26 protein-coding genes are annotated in these 23,375 nt (G+C 54.5%); 5 read left to right on the top strand and 21 right to left on the bottom strand.

The window, feature by feature from the left end:
* Positions 1 to 9: 9 nt before the first annotated feature.
* The 8 genes from lnt to J7395_RS05780 form a co-directional block, all read right to left on the bottom strand.
* Positions 10 to 1,590 (bottom strand): apolipoprotein N-acyltransferase, encoded by a 1,581-nt coding sequence (gene lnt, locus J7395_RS05815; RefSeq protein WP_209220815.1) that lies wholly within the window; start codon positions 1,588 to 1,590, stop codon positions 10 to 12.
* A complete protein-coding gene (locus J7395_RS05810; RefSeq protein WP_209221029.1) occupies positions 1,583 to 2,524 on the bottom strand; it encodes a hemolysin family protein in 942 nt (313 codons plus the stop codon). The genes lnt and J7395_RS05810 overlap by 8 nt, the downstream gene beginning before the upstream one ends.
* A gap of 35 nt (positions 2,525 to 2,559) precedes the next feature.
* A complete protein-coding gene (gene ybeY / locus J7395_RS05805) occupies positions 2,560 to 3,162 on the bottom strand; it encodes an rRNA maturation RNase YbeY (RefSeq protein ID WP_209220813.1) in 603 nt (200 codons plus the stop codon).
* Complete coding sequence (locus J7395_RS05800) at positions 3,146 to 4,240, bottom strand: PhoH family protein (RefSeq protein WP_062949916.1); 1,095 nt, start codon at positions 4,238 to 4,240, stop codon at positions 3,146 to 3,148. The genes ybeY and J7395_RS05800 overlap by 17 nt, the downstream gene beginning before the upstream one ends.
* Positions 4,237 to 5,622 (bottom strand): tRNA (N6-isopentenyl adenosine(37)-C2)-methylthiotransferase MiaB, encoded by a 1,386-nt coding sequence (miaB, locus tag J7395_RS05795; RefSeq protein ID WP_062960337.1) that lies wholly within the window; start codon positions 5,620 to 5,622, stop codon positions 4,237 to 4,239. The genes J7395_RS05800 and miaB overlap by 4 nt, the downstream gene beginning before the upstream one ends.
* 143 nt (positions 5,623 to 5,765) lie before the next feature.
* A complete protein-coding gene (locus J7395_RS05790; protein WP_062960269.1) occupies positions 5,766 to 6,668 on the bottom strand; it encodes a lysophospholipid acyltransferase family protein in 903 nt (300 codons plus the stop codon).
* On the bottom strand, positions 6,665 to 7,456 hold the full coding sequence (locus J7395_RS05785) for a GNAT family N-acyltransferase (protein ID WP_082832775.1): 792 nt from the start codon (positions 7,454 to 7,456) through the stop codon (positions 6,665 to 6,667). Before J7395_RS05785 ends, J7395_RS05790 begins: the two co-directional genes overlap by 4 nt.
* Before the next feature lie 165 nt (positions 7,457 to 7,621).
* Entirely contained in the window at positions 7,622 to 8,044 is a 423-nt protein-coding gene (locus J7395_RS05780) for a Fur family transcriptional regulator (RefSeq protein ID WP_062949922.1), read from the bottom strand.
* 196 nt (positions 8,045 to 8,240) lie between these two features.
* On the opposite strand from J7395_RS05780, the gene J7395_RS05775 reads away from it, so the two are divergent.
* On the top strand, positions 8,241 to 8,486 hold the full coding sequence (locus J7395_RS05775; protein ID WP_062949924.1) for a sulfurtransferase TusA family protein: 246 nt from the start codon (positions 8,241 to 8,243) through the stop codon (positions 8,484 to 8,486).
* 104 nt (positions 8,487 to 8,590) lie between these two features.
* On the opposite strand, the gene J7395_RS05770 is transcribed toward J7395_RS05775, so the two are convergent.
* Positions 8,591 to 9,130, bottom strand: a complete 540-nt coding sequence (locus J7395_RS05770; RefSeq protein ID WP_209220811.1) for a GNAT family N-acetyltransferase — start codon at positions 9,128 to 9,130, stop codon at positions 8,591 to 8,593.
* Positions 9,127 to 9,945, bottom strand: a complete 819-nt coding sequence (tsaB, locus tag J7395_RS05765; protein WP_062949928.1) for a tRNA (adenosine(37)-N6)-threonylcarbamoyltransferase complex dimerization subunit type 1 TsaB — start codon at positions 9,943 to 9,945, stop codon at positions 9,127 to 9,129. Before tsaB ends, J7395_RS05770 begins: the two co-directional genes overlap by 4 nt.
* Before the next feature lie 19 nt (positions 9,946 to 9,964).
* On the opposite strand from tsaB, the gene ddpX reads away from it, so the two are divergent.
* Positions 9,965 to 10,522, top strand: a complete 558-nt coding sequence (gene ddpX / locus J7395_RS05760) for a D-alanyl-D-alanine dipeptidase (RefSeq protein WP_062949930.1) — start codon at positions 9,965 to 9,967, stop codon at positions 10,520 to 10,522.
* Positions 10,523 to 10,558: 36 nt separating this feature from the next.
* On the opposite strand, the gene ugpC is transcribed toward ddpX, so the two are convergent.
* The 4 genes from ugpC to J7395_RS05740 form a co-directional block, all read right to left on the bottom strand.
* Positions 10,559 to 11,632 (bottom strand): sn-glycerol-3-phosphate ABC transporter ATP-binding protein UgpC, encoded by a 1,074-nt coding sequence (ugpC, locus tag J7395_RS05755; RefSeq protein ID WP_209220809.1) that lies wholly within the window; start codon positions 11,630 to 11,632, stop codon positions 10,559 to 10,561.
* Between the two features lie 5 nt (positions 11,633 to 11,637).
* Positions 11,638 to 12,492 (bottom strand): carbohydrate ABC transporter permease, encoded by an 855-nt coding sequence (locus J7395_RS05750; protein WP_062960272.1) that lies wholly within the window; start codon positions 12,490 to 12,492, stop codon positions 11,638 to 11,640.
* 2 nt (positions 12,493 to 12,494) lie between these two features.
* Positions 12,495 to 13,346 (bottom strand): sugar ABC transporter permease, encoded by an 852-nt coding sequence (locus J7395_RS05745; protein ID WP_062950523.1) that lies wholly within the window; start codon positions 13,344 to 13,346, stop codon positions 12,495 to 12,497.
* Positions 13,347 to 13,502: 156 nt separating this feature from the next.
* Positions 13,503 to 14,747 carry an ABC transporter substrate-binding protein gene (locus J7395_RS05740; protein ID WP_062960273.1) on the bottom strand — a complete coding sequence of 415 codons (1,245 nt, stop codon included), beginning with the start codon at positions 14,745 to 14,747 and terminating at the stop codon, positions 13,503 to 13,505.
* Between the two features lie 228 nt (positions 14,748 to 14,975).
* Here J7395_RS05740 and J7395_RS05735 point away from each other — a divergent pair, with 228 nt between their 5' ends.
* Complete coding sequence (locus J7395_RS05735; protein ID WP_247741969.1) at positions 14,976 to 16,307, top strand: GH1 family beta-glucosidase; 1,332 nt, start codon at positions 14,976 to 14,978, stop codon at positions 16,305 to 16,307.
* Positions 16,308 to 16,360: 53 nt separating this feature from the next.
* Positions 16,361 to 17,401 carry a LacI family DNA-binding transcriptional regulator gene (locus tag J7395_RS05730; protein WP_209220807.1) on the top strand — a complete coding sequence of 347 codons (1,041 nt, stop codon included), beginning with the start codon at positions 16,361 to 16,363 and terminating at the stop codon, positions 17,399 to 17,401.
* A gap of 10 nt (positions 17,402 to 17,411) precedes the next feature.
* On the opposite strand, the gene J7395_RS05725 is transcribed toward J7395_RS05730, so the two are convergent.
* Together J7395_RS05725 and J7395_RS05720 are read right to left on the bottom strand one after the other, a co-directional pair.
* The gene (locus J7395_RS05725; protein WP_062950527.1) at positions 17,412 to 17,945 is read right to left on the bottom strand and encodes an MgtC/SapB family protein; all 534 of its coding nucleotides are present in this window, start codon (positions 17,943 to 17,945) and stop codon (positions 17,412 to 17,414) included.
* A 102-nt stretch (positions 17,946 to 18,047) separates the two neighbouring features.
* Complete coding sequence (locus J7395_RS05720; RefSeq protein ID WP_209220806.1) at positions 18,048 to 18,965, bottom strand: LysR substrate-binding domain-containing protein; 918 nt, start codon at positions 18,963 to 18,965, stop codon at positions 18,048 to 18,050.
* An 81-nt stretch (positions 18,966 to 19,046) separates the two neighbouring features.
* Between J7395_RS05720 and J7395_RS05715 the strand changes: the two genes are divergently transcribed.
* Positions 19,047 to 19,721, top strand: coding sequence for a LysE family translocator (locus J7395_RS05715; protein WP_062960276.1), 675 nt, complete (start codon positions 19,047 to 19,049; stop codon positions 19,719 to 19,721).
* A gap of 15 nt (positions 19,722 to 19,736) precedes the next feature.
* Here the strand turns inward: J7395_RS05715 and J7395_RS05710 are convergent, their stop codons facing one another.
* From J7395_RS05710 to dut, 5 genes are all read right to left on the bottom strand, one after another.
* A complete protein-coding gene (locus J7395_RS05710) occupies positions 19,737 to 20,180 on the bottom strand; it encodes a DsrE family protein (protein ID WP_062949943.1) in 444 nt (147 codons plus the stop codon).
* On the bottom strand, positions 20,170 to 20,973 hold the full coding sequence (gene moeB, locus J7395_RS05705; RefSeq protein WP_209220805.1) for a molybdopterin-synthase adenylyltransferase MoeB: 804 nt from the start codon (positions 20,971 to 20,973) through the stop codon (positions 20,170 to 20,172). Before moeB ends, J7395_RS05710 begins: the two co-directional genes overlap by 11 nt.
* 121 nt (positions 20,974 to 21,094) lie before the next feature.
* On the bottom strand, positions 21,095 to 22,045 hold the full coding sequence (cysK, locus tag J7395_RS05700) for a cysteine synthase A (protein WP_062949947.1): 951 nt from the start codon (positions 22,043 to 22,045) through the stop codon (positions 21,095 to 21,097).
* 203 nt (positions 22,046 to 22,248) lie between these two features.
* Positions 22,249 to 22,704, bottom strand: coding sequence for an Rrf2 family transcriptional regulator (locus J7395_RS05695; protein WP_062950528.1), 456 nt, complete (start codon positions 22,702 to 22,704; stop codon positions 22,249 to 22,251).
* A gap of 139 nt (positions 22,705 to 22,843) precedes the next feature.
* A complete protein-coding gene (gene dut, locus J7395_RS05690) occupies positions 22,844 to 23,317 on the bottom strand; it encodes a dUTP diphosphatase (protein WP_209220804.1) in 474 nt (157 codons plus the stop codon).
* Positions 23,318 to 23,375 lie beyond the last annotated feature (58 nt).

Below are 23,375 nucleotides of genomic sequence, written 5' to 3'. Positions count from 1 at the left end.
TTCGGTGCTTCACACAGCCGCTTTAAGGGATTTGAAAAACCTACTATATCCCAAAACGAGAACGGCTAGAAAGGTTACAATACCGTAAAATAGAATATCGCGCCACAAATAATATACCGTGGTATGGTTATATACCCCCGAAAGGGGGTGAATCATGACTCCCTCTCCACTTAAGGGGAGTGTCGCCAGTTCCCGTCCATATGCATCATACATTGCCGATACACCGGTATAGGCCGCCCGAACCATCGGACGCCCTTCTTCGACACTGCGAAACCGTGCAGCTGCCAGATGCTGATAAGGGCCGGCACTTTTGCCAAACCAGCCATCATTGGTCACATTTAGCAACCAGTCGGGCTGATTGGCCTCGTCAATAACCGCACCCGGGAAGATCACCTCATAGCAAATCAGGGGCGAGAAACTCGGCAAACCTGCAATATCAAGTGTCTGCGGTCCCGGCCCAAAAGAGAAATCAGTGCGTCCTGCCGTCAGCTTCGGGATCGGTATCCAGTTGCGGAACGGCACGTACTCGCCAAATGGGACGAGGTGGAACTTGTCGAAACTCGCAACAATCTCTCCGGTACTGTCGAGAACCTGAACCGCGTTCCAAACTTTGAATTCATCCGTATCCCGCGGATAGGTTCTTGGAGCCCCGGTAACCAGAATATCATCAGGTCCGAGAACCGATGCCATCTGCAACCTGCGTACCGGTTGGGCTTCGACAAAAAATGTCGCAGCAGTTTCCGGCCAGATCACGATACGTCTGCGGTCCGGCGCCATATCGGCCGGACGACGCGACAGTCGCAGCAGTTTTGCAAAATGCTGATCCTGAAGTTCCGGTACCCACTTTTCACGCTGCGGGATATTGGGCTGCACGACCTGCACCACAGGCAAATCTTCAGAAACGGCAGCCTCGGCATCCGCTGGTCCCACGAGAGCAAGGCGAAGCGCACCACCACCCCATAACAGCACTGCAATCATGATGCCCGCAAAAGCTGTCAATCGCCCGGCACGTCCTGCAATGAAAGTTGCAGGCAAAGTCGCAAACAGGCCCGTGATCACAGATAGTCCATAAACCCCGATGATTGAGGCAAATTGCATCGGAGCCGGATCGACCGCCCAGACATGGGCCAGCAGGTTCCAGGGGAAACCGGTCATCAGATGGCCGCGAAGGAATTCAGCAACCGCCCACAAAGCTGCCAGCATCACGGCACGCCCGATAATTTCGCGCGTCAGCCACCAGCTCGCCCAAACGGCAACCATCGGAAAGATAGCAAGCCCGCCCCCCAGTCCGAGCAAGACAAATGGGATCATCCAGCCATAGATTTCCGGCTCGACCAGAAAGGCATGACTGACCCAGTAAAAACCGGCGGCAAAATGTCCGGTTCCGAACCACCAACCCGCCGAAAGCGCACCTTTGTTGCATTTAACGCCGTCAAGCGACCAAATCAGCACGGCAAAAGCTATCGGAAGGGCCGGTAAAAAGAAGAAAGGCGGCAACGCCAATACCGCAACCGCCCCGGACACCAGCCACAAAAAACGCCTGCGCCAACCCGAAAGGTTGGCCAGACGCGCCGCCAGTCTATCAATCATTGGATGATCCCTGTTTGGAACTTTCGTCACTGATTGCTGCCGGTTCCGTGCGGATCAGGTGAATGCGCAAGCGCCGGATACGGCGTGGATCGGCATCAAGAACCTCGAACTGGATACCGCTCGGATGCTCGATCAGTTCACCTCGCGCGGGAACACGCCCTGCCAGCGAAAAGACCAATCCACCCAGCGTATCGATATCTTCGTCCTCATCCTCGTCCAGCAGGCCAAAGCCCAGCTTCTCCTCGAGGTCCTCGACCTCGTAACGCGCATCGGCAATATAGCAACCATCCGAAAGGCGGATCAGCTTAGGTGTCTGGTCAATGTCGTGCTCGTCGTCAATTTCGCCGACAATTTCCTCGACCAGATCCTCGATGGTGATCAGGCCATCGATACCGCCAAACTCGTCAACCACCAGCGCCATATGCGTCCGCGACAGACGCATTTCCGATAACAGGTCGAGGACACGGATCGCAGGCGACACGAACAGCACCCGGCGCAACAGGGTCTGCAGCTGGAATTCCTTGCCCGCCGCAACGCAGCCCAAAACATCCTTGATATGGACCATACCAACGATTTCATCGATAGACTCGCCATAAACCGGCAGGCGGGAATGTGCCTTTTTCACCATCACCTCGACCAGTTCGTCGAGGGTGATGCTTTTTTCGACCGCAACAATATCGGCGCGCGGGATCATTACGTCTTCAGCGGTCATATCACGAAGGGCGATGATATTTTCAAAAAGCGACCGTTCATGAAGCGAGACGGGCTCATCATCTTCTTCACTACGTTCGGCAAGCTCTTCAAGCGTATCGGAAAGCGATGCTTCGCCGTTTCGCGCTTTGCCGCGCTTAAGGCCTAATGCCGATGCGACATTGCCCCATAAGGACTCGTTATCCGAATCCTGACCATTATCCCCGCCTTGGCGAGGGCTCATACTGTCGTGGTCGTCGTCGCGCTGACTATTCTCGTTCATTGTCCTGTTTCGATATCTTGATCTTCGATCGGTTCATAGGGATCATCAATCCCCAGTGCGGCAAGAATTTGCCGTTCAAGTTCTTCCATCTCTTCGGCTTCATCATCAACGATATGATCATAGCCGACAAGATGCAGCGTGCCATGCACCGTCAGATGAACAAGATGATTTATCAGTGTCTTGTTCTGTTCAAAGGCTTCACGTTCGCATGTTTCACGTGCAATGACGATATCACCTAGCATCAGGGGCATATCAGGTGACATCATGAAATCTGCCGCATCATCCGCACTTTCCAGTGCTGCGAACGATAAAACATTGGTCGGGTTGTCCTTGCCGCGATAATCGCGGTTCAATATCCGGACCGATGCATCGTCCGATAGCCGAACACCAACTTCAACCACAGGCGCAATGCTCAGAAGCGATGCACCATCTCCTTCGTCGGATGTTCCATCGGTTGGAACGGCATCTTCTTCCCATAGCGCACCATCACGCGTAGCGCCATCAAGTGCCGCACGCACAGCGTTTTCAATCGCATCAATCTCGGTCTTGGCCCAATTACCAGCTTCAACATCAAGGTCCAGATCAAGCGGTGCGGTCATCGCCCTGATCCTCGTCCTTGATCCCGCGATAGCCTTTTTTCAGGCGGTCGCGCAAGGCATCTGCTGCGTCATAGGCCTGAACAATCTTGGTCACCAGTGCGTGACGAACCACATCGCGTTGATCAAACTTGATCGTCGCGACACCTTTGACATCCGCAATGGTTTCAAGCGCATCCCGCAAGCCGGATTTGGTACCATCGGGCAAATCGACCTGTGTCAGGTCACCTGTCACCACCATCCGCGATCCTTCGCCAAGGCGGGTCAGGAACATTTTCATCTGCATGGCTGTCGTGTTCTGCGCTTCGTCCAGAATAACAAAGGCATGTGCAAGCGTACGGCCTCGCATGAAGGCAAGCGGTGCGACTTCAATCTCGCCGCTTTCCATGCGCTTGATAACAACATCGCCCGGAAGAGTATCATGCAGCGCATCATAAAGTGGGCGCAGATAAGGATCGACCTTGTCCTTCAGATCGCCGGGCAGAAAGCCAAGCCGTTCGCCAGCCTCGACCGCCGGACGTGACAGAACGATACGGTCAACCTGCCCCTGAATAAGCGACTGAACCGCCATTGCGACCGCCAGATAGGTTTTCCCGGTACCGGCCGGACCAATACCAAAGACCAGCTCGTGATCAAGCATCGCCTCGACATAATCCTTCTGGCGTTTGGATCGCGGCGAAATCCGGCGTTTCTTGGTCTGGATGGTCAGGCGCGATCCGCCAAACATATCCTTGGTCTGGCCGGTCCAAGGATCGGCTTCATCAGGTTCGGACAGTCGAATCGCACCGTCGACCGTTTCAACATCGACATGGTCAATTTCCTTGTCCCGCAGACGCGCGTAAAGCTGCCCCAGAACCTTTTTGGCCTGGGCTACTTTGGGACCTTGCCCTGCAAGGGTTACGACCGACCCGCGACTGGAAACCTGAACACCGGTGCCTTCGGAAAGGCGAGTCAGGTTTTCGGCTTGTGGCCCGTATAAAAGCTGAGCAAGCGCATTATCTGCAAATTCGATCTGATCGGTATCTTTGGTCGAAGACTTGGCTTTTGCCGTGTTTTTTGCCTTTGCTGAGGTGGCAGTCACGCAATTTTCCTTTCAGAATCCCGGTTTTGAACCGGGGCATCGACCAGTTCACCGCCAAGGGAATTAGGCAGCGCTTCGGTGATTTTCAACCTTACTATTTGTCCCAATGAGGATTCCGGTAAACCGCTAACATGTACCGGCTGCATGTACGGGCTTTTTCCGACAAGCTGTCCTTCAAGTTTGCCATAACGTTCCAGCAGGACATCCATTTCCCGGCCAAGGCAGTTTCGATTGAATTCCAGCTGCTGCTCGGCAAGAAGCGCCTGCAAACGCATGATCCGTTCGGTCTTTACCGGTTCGGGAACCTGCAATTCCATGGCCGATGCCGGGGTGCCGGGACGCGGGCTGTATTTAAAGCTGAACGCCTGAATGAAGGTGATATCACGCACCATCTGCATCGTGTCCTCAAAATCCTTGTCGGATTCGCCGGGGAAACCCACGATGAAATCGGATGACAACGCAAGATCGGGGCAGGCGTCTTTGAGTTTAGCAACGATTTCGCGATAAGACGCGCCATCATGTTTGCGGTTCATCGCCTGCAACACACGATCCGATCCCGCCTGAATGGGAAGATGCAGAAACGGCATCAGCTTTGGCAGGTCACGATGGGCTGCAATCAAATCATCATCAACATCGCGCGGGTGCGAGGTGGTGTATCGGATGCGATCCAGTCCATCGATCTCGGACAATTCGCGTAACAAACGGCCAAGCGTCCACTCTCCACCATTCGGGGCTTCTCCGTGATAGGCATTTACGTTCTGCCCCAGAAGGGTGATTTCGCGCGTGCCCTTGCCAACAAGCTGTCGGGCTTCATTGACGACATCCATGCCCGGACGGGAGTATTCCGCACCGCGGGTATAAGGCACAACACAGAAGGTACAGAATTTATCGCATCCTTCCTGAATAGCCAGAAAGGCTGAATAACCCTGCCTTGAAACCTGCTGGGGCAGATGATCGAACTTTTCCTCGGCCGGGAAATCGGTATCGATGATGCGATCACGCCCGATGGCACGATTGGCACGTGCCACCATTTCCGGCAAACGATGATAGGTTTGCGGCCCGAACACCATATCAACCATCGGCTCGCGACGCATCAATTCTGCACCTTCGGCCTGCGCAACACAACCGGCAACGGCGACAATCATCTTGTCCGTTCCGTTCGCTTCCTTGGCTTTTTTGTGTTTGCGGATACGACCCAGATCGGAAAAGACCTTTTCAGCAGCCTTTTCGCGGATGTGACAGGTATTGAGGATAACCATATCCGCACCTGCGGCGTCGTCGACCGGCTGGTAGCCCAGCGGCGCCAATACATCCTGCATGCGCTGACTGTCATAAACATTCATCTGACAGCCATAGGTTTTTACAAAAAGCTTCTTCGTCACGCTCACTTCTGGATCCGTTTTTGCTTTCCCGAATACGCCGAAAAGCGGTGTGAAAGCTCACACCGCAGAACGGACATCTTCGATATCTGAAATTCCGGTTACATGAAACCCAATTCACACAACCCGATTATATGGCAAAACGGTCAGGAACCGAACTGACGATCAGGTCCGAACAAACGAAAGTCTTCGGAAACAATGGCCAGCGGCGAAAAACCGATCAGGTCACCCGAACGTCCATTATCAATCAGCGGAACCGGAACGCCCTGATGCATGCCGGTCAGCGCTGCGTGATGTCCACGCGCAACAGCTGTTTCACACATCCGGGCAAGTTCCTTGCGTGACCCGGCATCTGCCAGCGTCACAGGCGGATGAACAACCAGCTCAACCGTTACTTTGCCAAGCGCCAGAAACTGCCACAAATGCGGCGCCAAGTCCATATCCCCGTACCACGAATAGAATGCCCGTAAATCACGCCCGATCGGCGCACCGTCAAGACGGGTGGCGGCAATCGAAACCGGTTGGACTTTTACTGGCGATCCATCAGGCATGGTGCGTTCGGCAACACCAAACAGGGTCGATTTGAACGGCAGCACACGGTTGCCGTCGTTGCTGGTGCCTTCCGGGAACAGGATCAACTTATGCCCGTCGGCAAGGCGCTGGGAAATCTGGTCATTCTGTTCGCGTGCACGAACCGGACGACGTTCTACAAAGGTGGATCGCTGCAACTTGGCAAGTGTTCCAAAAACCGGCCAGCTGGCGACCTCGGTCTTGGCAATGAAACTGCCACGAACCAAAGCCCCCAGCACCGGAATATCAAGGTAGGATGCGTGATTAGCCACAATCACACCCGGCCCATCCATCAACTCTGCCCCGGAAACCCGAAGCTCGATATGCAGGATTTTGAGGCAAAGTGCATGATAAACCCGCGGCAGGTCATCAGCCAATCGCAGTCGAAATGCAATCGCCATCACCTGAACCGGGATCAGGATCAAAGTCAGCAGGGCATAGGCCAACAGCCGGATGGCTGCACACGCATAACAGTTCACGATACCCTCGCGGTCCGCTCATAATGCTTGTAGTAACGATCCGTTACCTTTTCCGTCGGTAACACAATGCAGATGTCAGTGGTATTGAACTGATGATCAATCACCGCACCGTCACCAACGAAACCACCCAGTCGCAGATAGCCCTTGATCAATGGCGGCAGATCGCGAAGCGCCTGGCGGGCGTCAATTGCATCGATGGTCGTACGCGCCATTGGTTCGTACCGACCTTCGACCGCGCGCGGGCGCATTTCTTCGGGTGCCAGATGGTTGTGATGCAGATAGGTCAGAACATCGCCAAACGCATCCGGATCGGTGCCATGGAACGATGCGCAGCCAAACATCAGTTTGATATCGTATTTGAATACATAGGCCGCAATTCCCTGCCAGAGGAGTTGCAGGGTCGGCATGGTGCGGTAGGCTTCCTCGACACAGGAACGACCAAGTTCCATGATCTCGCCATTGCCCTGTGCCGCATCAAGCATCGACTGGATGTGATATTCATCTGCGCTGTAAAAGCCACCGTGCTGATTGGCAACCGACTGACGCAACAGGCGATAGGTTCCAACAACACCGTCAGGTCCCTGTCCGCGATTGTGATCGATTACCAGCAGGTGGTCGCACAAAGGATCGTAGTGGTCAAAGTCGCGCTCGGCCGCAGCCATTTCTGCGCTGGGCTTTGCCCCACGCTCCTCATAGAACACTTTGTAGCGAAGTTTCTGGCTGGCGAGGATTTCGTCCTCGGTTTCGGCGAGGCGAACCTCTAGCCGCTGCTGTCGATCGTCGCTCATCGCAACTCCCTTTCGTTCATCTGCGCAGATTTTGCGCAAGTTTCGCATCAGGGGCGAGTGAAGGCTTTGTTAAGAACGCGTAACAGGAATATGAAAAACCACCCGCTCTTGTCGAGCGGGCGGCTTGAAATCTGCGATTTTCGCAACCGGCTTGTCAGAAATCGGTTACTTTTCGTCTTTCATCGGAACGCCGTAAAGCTCCAGACGATGACCAACAAGCTTAAAACCAAGCTCTTTGGCGATCTCTTCCTGAAGCTTTTCGATTTTTTCGTTCGAAAATTCGATCACCTTACCCGACCGCATGTCGATCAGATGATCATGATGTTCCTCGGTCAGTTCCTCGTAACGCGCACGGCCATCGCCGAAATCGTGTTTTTCGAGAATATCCGCCTCTTCAAAAAGGCGAACGGTCCGATAAACGGTCGCAATCGAAATCTTCGGGTCAATTTCCGTCGCCCGGCGATAAACGAGCTCCACATCGGGATGATCTTCTGATTCCGACAGGACTCGGGCAATTACCCGGCGTTGGCCGGTCATTTTCAGACCCGCGTCGATGCACTTCTGCTCGATGGTTGATTCTGCAAGCATAGTCTTGTTTCTCGTTTCCGGTTCCGCCTGTCCCCAAGCCAGGATGCTCCCAGGCTTTTGCTCTCATGTGGGCTAAATATCGAGAAAACTGTCACATATCGCAAGGTACAAATCGCGATATTTTGTTCTCTCCGGCTTGCCTCCTGTCCAATGAAACGCTACTTCACGTTTCCGGTGCCCGATCAGGAGACAGCATATGGACGACACCACGCCCGACCATAAGATCGACATCACAAACGATGTCTGCCCGATGACATTTGTTCGCACCCGGCTGAAACTCGAAACCATGACACAAGGCCAGATTCTGGAAGTCACACTGGGCGCAGGCGAACCATTAAAAAACGTTCCGCGTTCCGTCACCGAAATGGGCGACACAGTTATCGATATTGTCGAACTTGCCAACGCCCCGGAAACATATCGGGTAACCATCCGCAAGGGATGAAACCGATCCGGTGCGCCGTCATCGGTGCTTAGACTATAACAGCTTGGCAGTCAAAACCACACATTTGATGTGGATATATCAAAATAGAATGCATCCAGCTTGCATCAAGTATTCCAGCCCAAGACACAAGTTCCAAGATCACGTTCCATAACAAGTGCATCTACCTCGCGGCCGGACTTGCGGCGATAGTATTTTTTACGCCGCCCGATCTCGGTAAAGCCGCAATGACGATAAAGCGCAATCGCCGGTGCGTTATCCTCGGCAACCTCCAGCAGGACACGACCGACGCCGGTTTCATGCAACCGCTCGAAGACCGCAAACAGCAAATTTCTGGCCACACCGCGTTTACGGGCTTCTTTGGCAACAACGATGGTGTTGATTTCCGCCTCGTCCAGCACCGCCTGCATCTGAATAAAGCCAAGCGGCGTATCAAGCCGGTTTTCCGCCTCGTTTCCCGGGGCAAAGGCCAGAAATCCGAAAGCACCGGGAACATCAAGCAGCGCAATTATCTCGTCTGCCGACCAGTGATCCTGATCTTCGAACCCTTGGGCATGAAGCGCACTGGCAACAGGGCAAAACGCCGCCGTCAGGGGAACGATTTCAATCCTGTCTACAAGTTCCGTCTGACGGGAAGAATGACTCATCCTTCGTCTGCCTGTCTGCTTTTTGCCGGTCCCTGATCCTCGATACGGCGCGCATCGGGCGCACGCAGATACATCGGCACCGGTGGAAGGTTTTCATCCGTCCCCCAACGTGCCGCGGCAATCCGTGCCACATTTCCCGCCCGCGGAAGGCCGGGGGCGGTGCAATCATAAAACGCATCAGGCGCATGGGCAGCGGCGGTCAAAAGGCGCGGGGTCGCATCACCGGCCAGAAGCGTATCACCGGGTGGCGCCATCATCAGTGCCTGTCGCGGAGCAACACATTCCGGTGCACTTAGCGCACGTTTCTTGCCATCAAAAGCCTGGGCGAAAATCTCGTTCCGCTTGCTGTCGAGTGCGACCAGAATATTGCGTCCCTGCTGATCGCGTTCGGAAACCCCATAAGCCACTGCCTCAAGCGAACTGACACCGACCACCGGAATTTTGCGCGCCAGTCCCAGTGCACGCGCGGTCGCAAGCCCGATCCGCATGCCGGTAAAGGCCCCGGGTCCAACGGTCACGGCGATACCGTCAACCTCGTCGAACGTGATGCTTGCCTGGCTAAGGCTTTCGGTAATGAAGCCCATCAGGTTTTCGGCCTGACCGCGTTCCATGTCTTCGTAAAGCTCGCCCTTGACCACGCCATTGATCAGAACGGCTGTTGAAAGCGATGTTGACGCAGTATCGATTGCCAAAAGCGTCGGGCCTGTTTTTTCAATGGCCCCGGATGGCGTTTGCGATGCGGTTTGATCTGCGCTATGGGAATTGCTGCGCAACTGACCGGTAAGCATCTTTTTGATGTAATCGGTAAACGACAAGAACAGGGGGCCTCCGGCAATGGCGCTGGTCGAAATTACGCCACAAGAATATGATGTCGAAATCGATATTGTTTATGCCACGGATCGCAATTTCACCGGGGCACCAATTTATTCACGGCCTGCCTGCTATCTTCATCGCGATGCTGCCGACTGCCTGAAAAAGGCTGTCGCCATGGCACGACGTCACGGGAAACGCATTCGCATTCTGGATGCCTTCCGTCCACAGGAAGCCCAGAGGGCCCTTTGGAACCATACACCCAATCCCGATTTCATCGCCAATCCCGATATTGGATCGCCACATGGCCGTGGTGTTGCCATTGATCTAACGCTGTTGGACGAAAACGGCAAGGAACTGGATATGGGGGCAGGGTTTGACGAAATGCATATCCGGTCCTATCACGGGGCGGACGGGCTTTCAAAAGACGCCGAAGCCAACCGTTTACTACTGCTTGGCATTATGGTCAGCGCCGGGTTCGAATATTACGATCATGAATGGTGGCACTATCAGTTACCCAACGCGCGCAGCAAATACCCGCTGTTTTCGGACAGTTCCCTGCCGCAAAGCATGATGAAATAATATCGGATAGATTCCCCGAATACGGAATTGGACAACCTAAAGAATTGCGCGTCCGTTTTCAGGATCAAATAGCGACACACGTGCCCCGTCAATCATGATACGCGCATCAGTGCCGGAACTGAAATGCTGTTCGGGGCCGGTGCGCGCGGTGACTTCCGATCCGGCAACCGCAAGACGGACATACTGATCCGGTCCGGTCGGCTCAGCCAGAAGCACCCGTGCATTGGCCCCAAGATCATCAAACATCAGATGTTCGGGACGCGCGCCCAAGGTCAGGGGCTGCCCGATCAGATCACGTGAGCGGGTAGGCAAATTTGCCAAAGGCAACTGACCAGACCCACCATCGAATGCAATACCATCGCCGTCCTGTACCAGCTTGCCATCAATGAAATTCATGGTCGGGGCCCCGACGAAACTGGCGACAAATTTGTTGGCCGGCCGGCGATAGACATTTTCCGGTGTATCGGCCTGTTGAATGGCACCCTTGTCCAGTACCACCACCTTGGTTGCCAGCGTCATGGCTTCGATCTGGTCATGGGTGACATAGACAATTGTCCGGCCAAGCCGTTCATGCAGGCGTTTCAGTTCCACACGCATATCGGCACGTAATTTGGCATCAAGATTCGATAACGGTTCATCAAACAGGAAAACCGATGGTTCGCGCACCAGCGCACGGCCGATTGCCACACGCTGCTGCTGGCCACCGGACAATTGCGATGGTTTGCGATCCAGAAGCGGGGTGATTTGCAAAAGTTCACCGATTTCATCGACCCGTTTTTCGATATCGGCCTTGGGCATGCCGCGCATTTTAAGGCCAAAACCGATATTCCTGCGAACCGACATGGTCGGATACAGCGCATAAGACTGAAACACCATCGCGATATCGCGTTCGTCGGGTTCCAGTTCTGTCACATCCCGCCCGGCGATGTGAATTGCCCCACCGGTAACGGGTTCCAAACCGGCAATCATATTCAGGATCGTCGATTTTCCACAACCCGATGGCCCCAGCAGAACCAGAAACGCGCCATCCTCGATTTCGAGATTGATGTCCTTCATTACGGTCAGACCGGCATAGGCCTTGGTCACACCACGTAATTCAACGCCGTTCATTTCCGTTATCCTTTCACTGCACCAGCCGCAATTCCGCGAACAAACAACCGCCCCGACAGCAGATAAACCGCCAGTGTCGGAAGCGCTGTCAGCATGGTGGCAGCCATATCCACGTTATATTCCTTTTCACCGAACTGCGATCCGACAAGGTTGTTAAGCGCAACCGTCATCGGCTGTCCGGATCGCCCGCCAAAGGTCAGGCCCAGCAGAAAATCGTTCCAGATGTATGTGAATTGCAAAATCATCGCGACGCCTAGGATCGGCAACGACAGGGGCAACATCACATGCCAGAACAAGGGCCAGAATCCCGCCCCGTCAATCCGGGCGGCTTTCAGCAGATCCTGCGGAACGGTTTTGAAAAAGTTTCGAAACATCATGGTGGTAAAGGCGACACCCCAGATGACATGCACCAGAACAAGTCCCGGAATTGAGCCAAATATCCCCAATTCACGCACCATGATGATCAGGGGATAAAGTGTGACCTGAGGCGGGATGAACATGCCGACCAGAAGGGCGGCAAACATCAGATTGGCGCCGCGCATCTTCCACGCTGCCAGGGCATAACCCGTCACCGCACCAAGCCCGACCGATAAAAACAGGGCCGGAATGACGATTTTGACCGATGTCAGGAAAGACGATGACAAACCACCGCAATTCTCACCCACAGTCTGGGTACAATCGCCAAACCATGCCTCGCCCCATGCGTCAAAATTTGGTTCTGCCGGCAGAGTAAAGATACTGCCGTCGCGGATTTCATCCATCGATTTCAGCGACGTCGAAACCATGATGAAGACCGGCGCCAAAATCATCAGGGCCGCGATCCCCAGCATCGCGTAAAGCGCAACACGGTTATATCGCATGGTCAATGCCCTCCGCCGTCGCGTGCTTTGCGCAATTCAAAATGGATATAGGGCGAAATGACTGCGATCACGGTACAGAGCAAAACAAACGCACCTGCCGCGCCAAGGCCCAGTTCCTGCCGGTTCAGGATATGATCGACCACAAATTTCGCCGGCAAATCCGATGAAAAGCCCGGACCACCACCCGTCAGGGCGACAACAAGGTCAAAGGCTTTCATGACAATCGCACTCATCAGGATAAAGACCGTAAAAAACACGGTCCGCATCATCGGCGTAATCACATGCAGATAGACCCGCCAGACCGGGATGCCATCCACCCGGGATGCTTTCCAGATATTGGGGTCGACATTACGCAACCCCGCCAGAAACAGTGCCATGCACAGCCCGACCTGTTGCCAGATCCCAGCAATTGCCAGTGTATAAATCGACCGGTCCTGTCGCACAATCCAGTTGAATTCAAACGTGGTCCAGCCCAGTTCGCGCACTGCATCCTGAAGACCCAGCCCCGGATTCATCACCCACTGCCAGATGACACCGGTAACGATGAAAGACATCGAAAGCGGCAGCATGAAAACCGTGCGAAACATGCCTTCGGCCTTGACCCCGCGATCAATCAGGATCGCCAGCAAATAGCCGAAAACAATACATCCACCGATAAACAGGAAGCCGTGGATGGCGATATTCTGCATCGCCGTCCACCAGCGTTCATTAGCAAACAGACGCACATATTGATCAAACCCGGTAAATTTATAAACCGGCAACAGACGCGAACGCGTCAGCGAGATCACAAAGGTCCAGATGATAAAACCATAGAAACAGACGATGGTAATCGTCATGGCAGGAATCAGCGCCATTCTTGCCGTCCATTGCGGACGCCAGCGCCATCTGCCGTCGTGCGAAGTCTTCAACGCACCCTGTGCCGGTTCGGCCATGAATAATCTCGCTTCTTTGTAAAGGCGCCGCTGCATGAGGCAGCGGCGCACCTGCAAAGTCGTGTCATTCCATCTGCCTTATTTGGCGTAGGAAATCGCCTGACGGAATTCTTCCTGTCCCTGTTCCGGGCTCATGTCAGCACTGTTCCAGAAATTGGAGATACTGTCATCAATTGCCCCGGAAACGGCACTGGGAACGCCAAACAGTCCGGTACTGACCAGATGGGTTTTCTTGTCCTGCAATGTTGCCATGGCTTTTTGTGCACAGGCATCGAAACTGTCACCTGACACATCAAGAAGGGCAGGGATCGAGCCCTTTTTCTTGTTAAAGGCAATCTGAACATCGGGTTCAAGCATGACCTCGGCCATCTTTTGCTGGGCAGCCTGGGCTTCGTCACCGTCCATGGCGGAAAAGGCAAAGGCATCAACCGTCATGATATAGGCGGTATCAATAGCCGGGGCGAAGGCGCAGCCAACCGTTGTACCCGGTTCAACCCCGGCAGCAATGATTTCACCCTTGGCCCAGTCGCCCATGAACTGAAACGCCGCATCGCCGCGAATGACCATATTGGTCGCCTCGTTCCAGTTCCTGCCCGGGCTTGCTTCATCGACAAAGGGTTTAAGCGCTGCAAAGGTTTCAAACACCTTGCGCATGGTGTCGGATGCCAGAAGTTCATCATCCAGCGTGCTGTATAGCTGAGCGTAAAATTCACGTCCGCCAACACCCAGAAGGACACTGTTAAACAGGATACGTTCTTGCCACGGCTGCCCGCCAAGACCGATCGGGACAATGCCGGCATCTTCAAGCTTTTTGGCCGCATCAATAAATTCCGGCCAGCTTTTTGGCACCTCGATCCCGGCTTTTTCAATCGCTTCGGTATTGTAAAACATCCAGTTTTCACCGTGGATGTTGATCGGGGCCGCGATGTAATCGCCATCATATTTTGCGGCCTGTACGATCAGCGGCGGCAGCTTTTCATCCCAGTTTTCTTCCTCGGCCACCGCATTCACATCGGCCAAAAGCCCCTGATCGGCCAGTTCACGCAATTGTTGCCCAATGGAAAACTGGAAAACAGTCGCCGGATCGCCGCCCAGCATGCGGTTGACCGCAGCCGCACGAGCATTGCCGCCACCGGCAATCGGTGTATCGACCCATTTGCCGCCCTGCGCCTCGAAAGCCGCACGGATTTCGCCCAAGGCAGCCTGCTCGCTGCCCGAGGTCCACCAGTGCAGAACTTCGGCTGTCTGGGCGTGAAGCGCACCGACAGAAACACCGGCGCTCAGAAATGTCGCGAGTGCTGCGACCTTTGAAAATTTCTTCATAACGGATGTCCTCCCTAATGGATACGTTCGCGCCCGACTTCTTGATGGTCGAAAATTCGTAACGTTTCGATTTTTTTGATAGGCGCTTTATTCACTCTTGTCAATCAACAAGACCCGGCCATAATAAGGCGAAATCGATCCGGCATTATTTTTTTGCCGAAATCTCCGAAACGTTACGATTTTGGATCTGCCAACGAATGCGATCCGCGACAGGGCAAGGAAACAACCATGACCAAACCTTTTCCCAACAGTTTCCGCTGGGGTGTCTCGACCTCAAGCTATCAGATTGAAGGCGGCGCGAGCGACGACGGGCGCGGCGACAGCATCTGGGATACCTACTGTGCAACACCCGGCCGGGTTGCCAATGGCGATAACGGCAGTGTCGCCTGCGACCATTATCATCGCTGGGCCGAAGATCTTGACCTGATCAGGGGGCTTGGTGCCAAACATTATCGATTTTCGGTGATGTGGCCGCGTGTCATTCCGAACGGCACGGGCAAAGTCAATGAAACCGGCATGGCATTTTACGACCGGTTAATTGACGGCATGTGCGAACGCGGCCTTGATCCCTGGTTATGCCTGTATCACTGGGACCTGCCGCAGGCATTGCAGGACCGCGGCGGTTGGACCAATCGCGACATTGTCGACTGGTTTGGCGACTATACCGAGCTGCTGGTGACGCGATTTGGCGACCGGGTCAAATCATGGGTTACGTTTAACGAACCCAACGTTGTGGCGTGGGTTGGCCACGAAGAAGGCCGCCACGCACCGGGAATTACCGACCCGCGCGCGGCAATGCGGGCCGCCCACCATCTGAATATGTGCCATGCCCGTGCGACCCGCGTGATCAAGCATCACTCTTCGGATGCACCAGTCGGATTCGTTTTGCCGATGCACAAGGCCTATACTCTGCCGCATCGGCGCGAACAGGATGCCCATCTAATCGATCTGTTCGAGGCCAAATGGAACGGCATCTTTCTTGATCCGGTTTATTACGGTCGATATCCCGAGCTGATCATTGATCGAATGGAACCGCACATTCAGGATGGTGACCTTGAAGCGATCAAGACCAAAGTCGATTTTCAGGGGCTGAACCAGTATTTCCCGAGCTATATCGAAGCCGCCGAAGGGCGCGCATGGCCATTCAAACATGCCGAACCGCCGAGATATTTCCGCCGTACGGAAATGGGATGGGCGATTGACGGTGACTGCTTCTATCGCACCATGAAAATCCTGCAGGAAAACTATGGCAACCCGCCGGTTTTCGTGACCGAAAATGGCGGTGCCTTCACGGACGTTCCCGGCCATAATGGTTATATCGACGATCAGGACCGCATTGCCTATTACCACGAGTATCTTTCGGCCCTTTTGCGGGCGGTGGACGAAGGCGCAAATGTGCAGGGATACATGCCCTGGTCGTTGCTGGATAATTTCGAATGGGCCTATGGCTATGAAAAACGGTTCGGGTTGGTGCATGTCGATTACGACACGCTCAAGCGCACGCCAAAGGCATCCTATGACTTCATGCGTCGCGTGATCGAAAGCAACGCATTGCCTTAACCGCAAACGGGCGATTAGATTGTCCGCCAAAGAATAAATGAACGGACCTGTATATGTCAGCCACCCGCCCTAACCTTCGCACCATCGCCGATCGTCTTGGCCTGTCGGTCACGACGGTCTCGCGTGCATTGAAAGACGGGCCGGAGGTCAAACCCGATACGGTCGCCCGCGTCAAAGCCGCGGCAACCGAAATCGGCTACCATCCCGATGCCCGCGGCGTCATGCTGCGCACTGGCAAGACGATGCAGGTCTGTTCTATCTTGTATTCTCCGGAAGTCGGCGATTACGGCGACCCGGGTTTTCTGGCTCAGGTTGAAAGCCTCGCCAAGGGGCTGGAGGCCGATCATTACTCACTTGTCGTTCTTGCCCAAACCAGTAGTGAAGACCCGCTTGAACCCGTGCGTCGCGTTCATACGCAGCATATGGCCGACGCAGTTGTATTTTCGCGCACGACCCTGCAGGACAGCCGCGCCAAATACTGCCTGCAACATGACTTTCCCTTTGTCAGTTTTGGCCGGACGGAACTTTTAACCCCGCATGCCTTTGTCGATCATGACGATGAACAGGCGGCTTATGATGCGGTCAAACGCCTGATTGATGATGGCCATCGCAAAATCGGCATGATTGATCCGCCCGAAGACCTGACTTTTTTTGGCTATCGCAAACGCGGTGCGCGGCGCGCGATGATCGAGGCAGGACTTGATCCAGAAAGCCTGATCTGGATGACATCGGACGTGTCCGTCCGTGCGGCGCGCGAAGCCACTATCCGCCTGTTTGGCAATCAGCGCGATGCCACCGCAGTGGTGTGCGCCAGCCAGATGACCATGATTGGTGCGCTGGAGGCATTGCTGGAACTGGGCATGGACACGATACGGGACGGGATCGGTATTGTCGGTTTTGGCGGCATGCCGTTTCGCATGCTGTCCAGACAGAAGCTCGCCTATTACTACCAGCCACAACGCAAGGTCGGTAAAGTGCTGTCAGAACATTTGCACGGCCTGATGACCGGCACCCCGGCCGAAGAACTGCAAACGCTTTTACCCTATCGACGGATCGACGATCTTGTCGCCTTCCGCGAGGGAGAAGATTTCTGATCAAACCCGACTATCCCTGTTTGTCTTCCTTGATATCCTCGACGGTTTGCTCGTTGCCCAGAAGGCGAACCAGCATAAGTTCGAACGGTTTCAAGGCGATCAGGACAATCAGCGTCAAGACCGTCGCAATCACCACCACATGCCAAGCCGCCAGAGCACATGCGATACCAAGGGCAGCCGTGATCCAGACGGTGGCCGCCGTTGTCAGGCCGCTAACCGACATGTCTTTTGGCTGGCGCAGGATCACACCCGCCCCTATAAAGCCGATCCCGGTCAGAACGCCTTGCAAAATCCCCTGCACGACGCGCGATAACGCATCGGGATGATCGATCAGATCCTGAAAATGGACCGCAACAACCGACACCACCGCCGCACCAAGCGCAACCAGCGCCAATGTGCGCATGCCGGTCGGCTTGCCATTCACATCACGGTTCAAGCCGATCACCATTCCGATCACGGTTGCCGCACACAGCCGCAAAACCATATCGATCACACCGATATCGAAATATCGTTCAGCCGTTGCAAAATAGGGAAGATCCGTCATGCCCATATCCAGTTCGCGTTTCAATCTGTTTGATATACAGACCGAAACGCCTCCTGTTCCCGCATTGTTCCACCACCAGCAAATCGGGCACCGCGATTTGAATCAGCCTTTTGGCACGGCGCCATCTTCAATCCCTTTGGCTTCGGCCATCAACCAGTCAAAGAATCGTAAAATCCGCGGGTCGCGCCCCGGTCTATCCAACGTGATCAGAACATAGTCATAGCCGGTAGGCGCCATACCATGCGGGGCGACAAGCCGCCCTGCAACCAGATCATCATAAACCAGAGGCAAGGACCCGATTGCGGTCCCCAAACGATTGGCGGCTGCCTGAAGCGTAAAAAAGAAATGGTCAAAATATTGCTCGCTTGCCGGGCTGGCATTGCTTCCACTCGCCCGTTTCCAGACATCCCAGGCGTCAGGTCGCGTGCGACTGTGTAACCATCGGGCATTTGACAAATCACGAGCCAGAATGTTTTCCCAACAATCCGGGTCACAAACCGGCCCGGCAAATTCCGGCCAAAGGCGCGTTACCTCGTAATCCCCGCCGATACCGAAATCAGCCCGCCGGATTGCCACATCGCATCCCTCAACCAGCAGATCAACCGGGCCACCAGCCAGCCGTAGATCGATATTCAAGTCAGGATTGGATTCGCGAAACGCGCCCAGCCTTGGCATTAACCAGCGCATGGCGAGGCTGGGCTCGCACGACACCGACAGGATCGGCGATGCACTATCATGGCGGTGAATTTCTTCGATAGCGCCATCAAGCCCGTCCAGTGCGGTTGCCACCGACTTCAAAAGCCTTTCGCCTGCCTGAGTTAACCAGACACGCCGATTACGACGAACAAACAGATCAATACCCAACCGTTCCTCGATCTGCGCCACGGCGCGACTGATCGCCCCGTGCGTCAGGTGCAATTCCTCGGCAGCACGCGAAAAGCTTTGGTGTCGCGCCGCCGCCTCAAAGGCGGGCAAAGCGGCAAGGGGTGGCAGATTGCGTTTTCTGTGAATATTACTCACGAAATTCCCTACGAATTTTCGATTTTCTGGCGATCTTTTCAATTTGATACTGAATAATCTCACAGATCAAGGACCACGAACATGCCAGCCATTGCTCAGATCGAAGTCATTGCCGTCGCCATTATCACCATTCTTGCCGTTATCAGCCCCGGGCCGGATTTCGCCATGGTGACGCGTATTGCACTTGCACGTGGTCGTCGCGCTGGTGTGCTGTGCGCTATCGGGATCGGCAGCGGTGTTTCGATACATCTTACCTATACGCTGATCGGGCTTGGCGTTGTGTTTGCCAGTAATGTCTGGGTTCTGACCAGCTTACGCTATCTGGGTGCTGCCTATCTGATATGGCTGGGAATATCGGCACTTTGGCCGGATATACGGGCCTTATTGGCGAAAAATCCAACCGAAATTCAGACCCAAATGGCAAACAAAAACATCAACAAGCCGAAAGCGAATCATAAACGGAATGGATCCGCGTTCTGGGTCGGTTTTGTCTGCAATGCCCTGAACCCCAAGACGATGCTGTTCATCGTTTCGTTGTTCAGTCAGGTCATTTCTCCCGATACACCGGTTTTGATGGAGATCGGATACGGTTTTTATATCGCAGCATGCCACATGATCTGGTTTACGCTGGTCGCGGTTGCGTTGACATTGCCTTCGGTGCAAGCGCGCATCGCAGCCATCAAAATCTGGATCGAACGTGGTGTGGGATTGTGCCTTGCCGGACTTGGCATCAAGCTACTAACAAGCACCAACTGAATTCATCAATGTTTCTTAGATAAAAAGCATTTCGCCCTGTTGACGGGCGTCATTAAGGAACGTTACCACGCCGCCCGTCTCGATTTTGAGCTCTTCACGCTTTGCTTCGTTTTCCAGACCAAGCGCGCGAAGGCCCATGTCGCAAACCATGAACTTACCATCCAGCGCCACACAGGCCGACAGCAGTTCCTCGAACGTGCCGATGCCACGTGTGGAATAGCTGAGATCAATCGAGGTAGCCGTTGCCCCTTCGGCCTCAGTCCGCAAGTGACGCCAGCCCGAAGGGGCCAACACGGCGCGACTGGCTTCCATCGTAAAAAACAGGGTTGCCTCGCGCCCGGATGCAAGTGCCGCCGATGCCATTACGAGTGCGTAATGAACCTTTTCAAAGCTGCCGGAAAACACCACCAGCGACAGTTTCTTCGGGCTTTCGGACTGGTTGGCGTTTTCAGTGCTCATGAATGGACAGGTCCTTGATGCTGGCATTTTCGGAACAAAGCGGGCAGCCCGGATCACGCGGGACTTTGATCTTTCGGAAGGATGCACCAAGTGCATCGACAATCACAAGCCTGCCGGACAGACCATCGCCAATCCCCATCAATTCCTTGAGGATTTCGGTTGCCTGAATCCCGCCAATCATTCCCACGACCGAGCCCAGGACACCGCCCTGGGCACAGGACGGAATGGCGTCTTCGGGCGGAGGACTGTGATAGATGCAGCGATAACAGGGATGCGGATCGCCCTGATGCGCCTTGAATGTCGCAACCTGGCCGTCAAACCGGAGGGCCGCACCCGATACCAGCGTTTTGCCGGCAAAATAGCACGCATCGTTTAGAAGGAATCGTGTTTCGAAATTGTCCGACCCATCGGCAATCACATCATAACCCGCAATCAGGTCCATAACATTGGACGCATCAAGCCGCACATAATGCGTCTGCACACTGATTTCCGGGTTCATATCAAGCATGGTCGACTTGGCACTTTCGACCTTGGGCGAGCCCAAGTCTTTCATACCATGCGCGATCTGACGCTGCAGATTGGAAAGTTCGACCGTATCGGCATCGACAATCCCGATGGTACCGACCCCGGCTGCCGCCAGATACATCGCCAAGGGCGATCCAAGTCCGCCTGCGCCCACAATCAGAACCCGCCCGCGCTTCAGCTTCATTTGGCCTGTGCCGCCCACATCCTTCAGGACGATATGCCGGGCATAACGCTGCACTTCATTTTCGCTGAAATCAAAATCACTCACAGGCAGTTTCTTTCATTTGGTTCAAACGATCTGCCATTGCATATAGCGCGCATGCCACAGACAAGAAAGGCCCGGAAAATTCCGGGCCTTTTTTACAAGATGCTCGGTCAGCAAAACCGAATTACTGCAGACCTTCGAACAGCGGGGTCGACAGGTAACGCTCGGCAAAGCTCGGGATGATAACCACAATGCGCTTGCCTTCGTTTTCCGGCAACTGACCCAACTCGATACCGGCGGCAACAGCCGCGCCGGACGAAATGCCGGTCGGCAGGCCTTCGATGCTTGCGAGTTTGCGCGCAGTGGCAAAGGCTGTTTCGTTTCCGATCGTCATGACCTTGTCGATCACATCGGTATGAAGGTTGCCCGGAATGAAACCGGCACCAATGCCCTGGATTTTATGCGGGCCCGGTGCGCCACCGGAAATAACCGGGCTGTCTTCCGGTTCAACCGCAACAATCTGGATATTCGGGTTATGCTTTTTCAGGACTTCACCAACACCGGTCAATGTCCCGCCGGTACCGACACCGGCAACAAAGATATCGATCTTGCCGGCGGTATCCTTGATGATTTCCTCGGCAGTGGTATTGCGATGAATTTCCGGGTTTGCCGGGTTTTCAAACTGCTGAAGCATGATCGCGCCATCAATCTCGGCAACCAGTTCCTCGGCACGAGCAACCGCCCCCTTCATGCCCTTGGCAGCCGGGGTCAGGTCGATTTGCGCGCCCAGAAGCATCAGCATCTTGCGGCGTTCCAGCGACATGCTTTCAGGCATGGTCAGGATCAGTTTGTAACCCTTGGCCGCCGCCACGAAAGCTAGCGCAATACCGGTATTACCTGAAGTCGGTTCAACCAGAGTCGCACCAGGTTTGATGCGTCCTGATTTTTCGGCATCCTCGATCATTGCGAGACCGATACGATCTTTGACCGAGGCCAGCGGGTTGAAGAATTCAAGCTTGCCAATCAGGTCGGCCTTCACACCCTCGGCCGCTGCCAAGCGTGATAGACGAACCAGCGGCGTTGCACCGATGGTGTCGATGATGCTGTCGTAAATCTTGCCGCGAAACTCAGTCATGTTTTCCTCGCAATTTCTTGTAATTTAAAACCAACCACATTCTGGATTTGTATTTATCCTGTCTAACACCCAAGTCAATCGGGTTTAAACAGTTTTTACGTAAATCCCGGTTGGGCCGGTTTCCTGATGCCTGTGTATCAGATGTGAACCGCAGCGGATTCTTGTGGTTTAACGATACAACAATCCGCAACCTGTTCCGACGATTAAATGATGAAATCCGGGGATTCCTCGATCCCACTTCGCAGACCAGCGTCACGTGCTCTATTACATAAATCTTCGACCGTGATCCGGGTCAGCGACACCATCATTTCGTCCTGTAATTCACGCCAAAGCGGGCGCACGACTTCCTTACCCAACGGAGATCCTGCCGGATCCTCGATCGGGTCATCGGATGTTTCCATCGACCGGATGACCGACACGATATCGGCAAGGGTGATACGACGACGTTCACGTGCCAGACGATAGCCGCCACGCGGACCACGCACACCGACAAGAATGTCGGCACGCACCAGCTGCTGCAAAGTCTGTTCAAGATAGCGTTTCGGAATACCCTGGCGCGCGGTGATGTCACGGCTTTGCACTGGCTCACCTGCGGCGTTATAGGCAATGTCCACCACCGCCTCGATGGCAAACAGCATCTTCTTTGACAGTTTTAACATCGTTTCTTTCATACTCCCCTTGCGGTCCCGTCGATCCCCCCGGAAGTACCGGGACCAGCCATTTTCAGAGTTCACAAGGCAGCAACATCACCAACCGACCCATATTCTTCGGTGATATTGCTGCTGCCCTCAACGATAATCAGTCCGTTCTACCTGCCGGTGCGGCAACACCGGTCGATCCGAAACCACCGGCACCACGCGCCGTTTCATCCAGATCGGCAACCGCATTCCATGCCACCTGCGTCACCGGCGCGACCACAAGCTGGGCAATGCGCATACCACGTTCGATGGTAAAAGCCTCATCCCCGTGATTGATCAGGATCACTTTGATTTCGCCGCGGTAATCAGCGTCAATCGTTCCTGGGCTATTGAGAACCGTCACACCGTTCTTCGCCGCCAACCCCGAACGCGGACGAACTTGCGCTTCAAACCCGGCTGGCAGGGCAATCGCGATTCCGGTTTCGACCATGGCCCGTTTACCCGGCGCGATCACAAGCGTATCGTCAATCGCCGCCTGCAGATCGACGGCCGCCGACTGTGCGGTGGCATAGTCAGGCAGCGGGAAATCTGCACCATGGGGCAACTGTTTCAGATCGACAGTCAAACGCGTCATAAAAGTTCCTTGTCTTCATATTTCTGGCTGCACGCCTTGGACATGCAGCGGGTTATCA

This window comes from Thalassospira sp. A3_1, from assembly GCF_017744215.1.
GTDB classification, from domain to species: Bacteria; Pseudomonadota; Alphaproteobacteria; order Rhodospirillales; family Thalassospiraceae; genus Thalassospira; species Thalassospira lucentensis_A.
The sequence above is the reverse complement of the archived record's forward strand: the minus strand, read 5'-3'. Positions and strand labels throughout refer to the sequence as shown.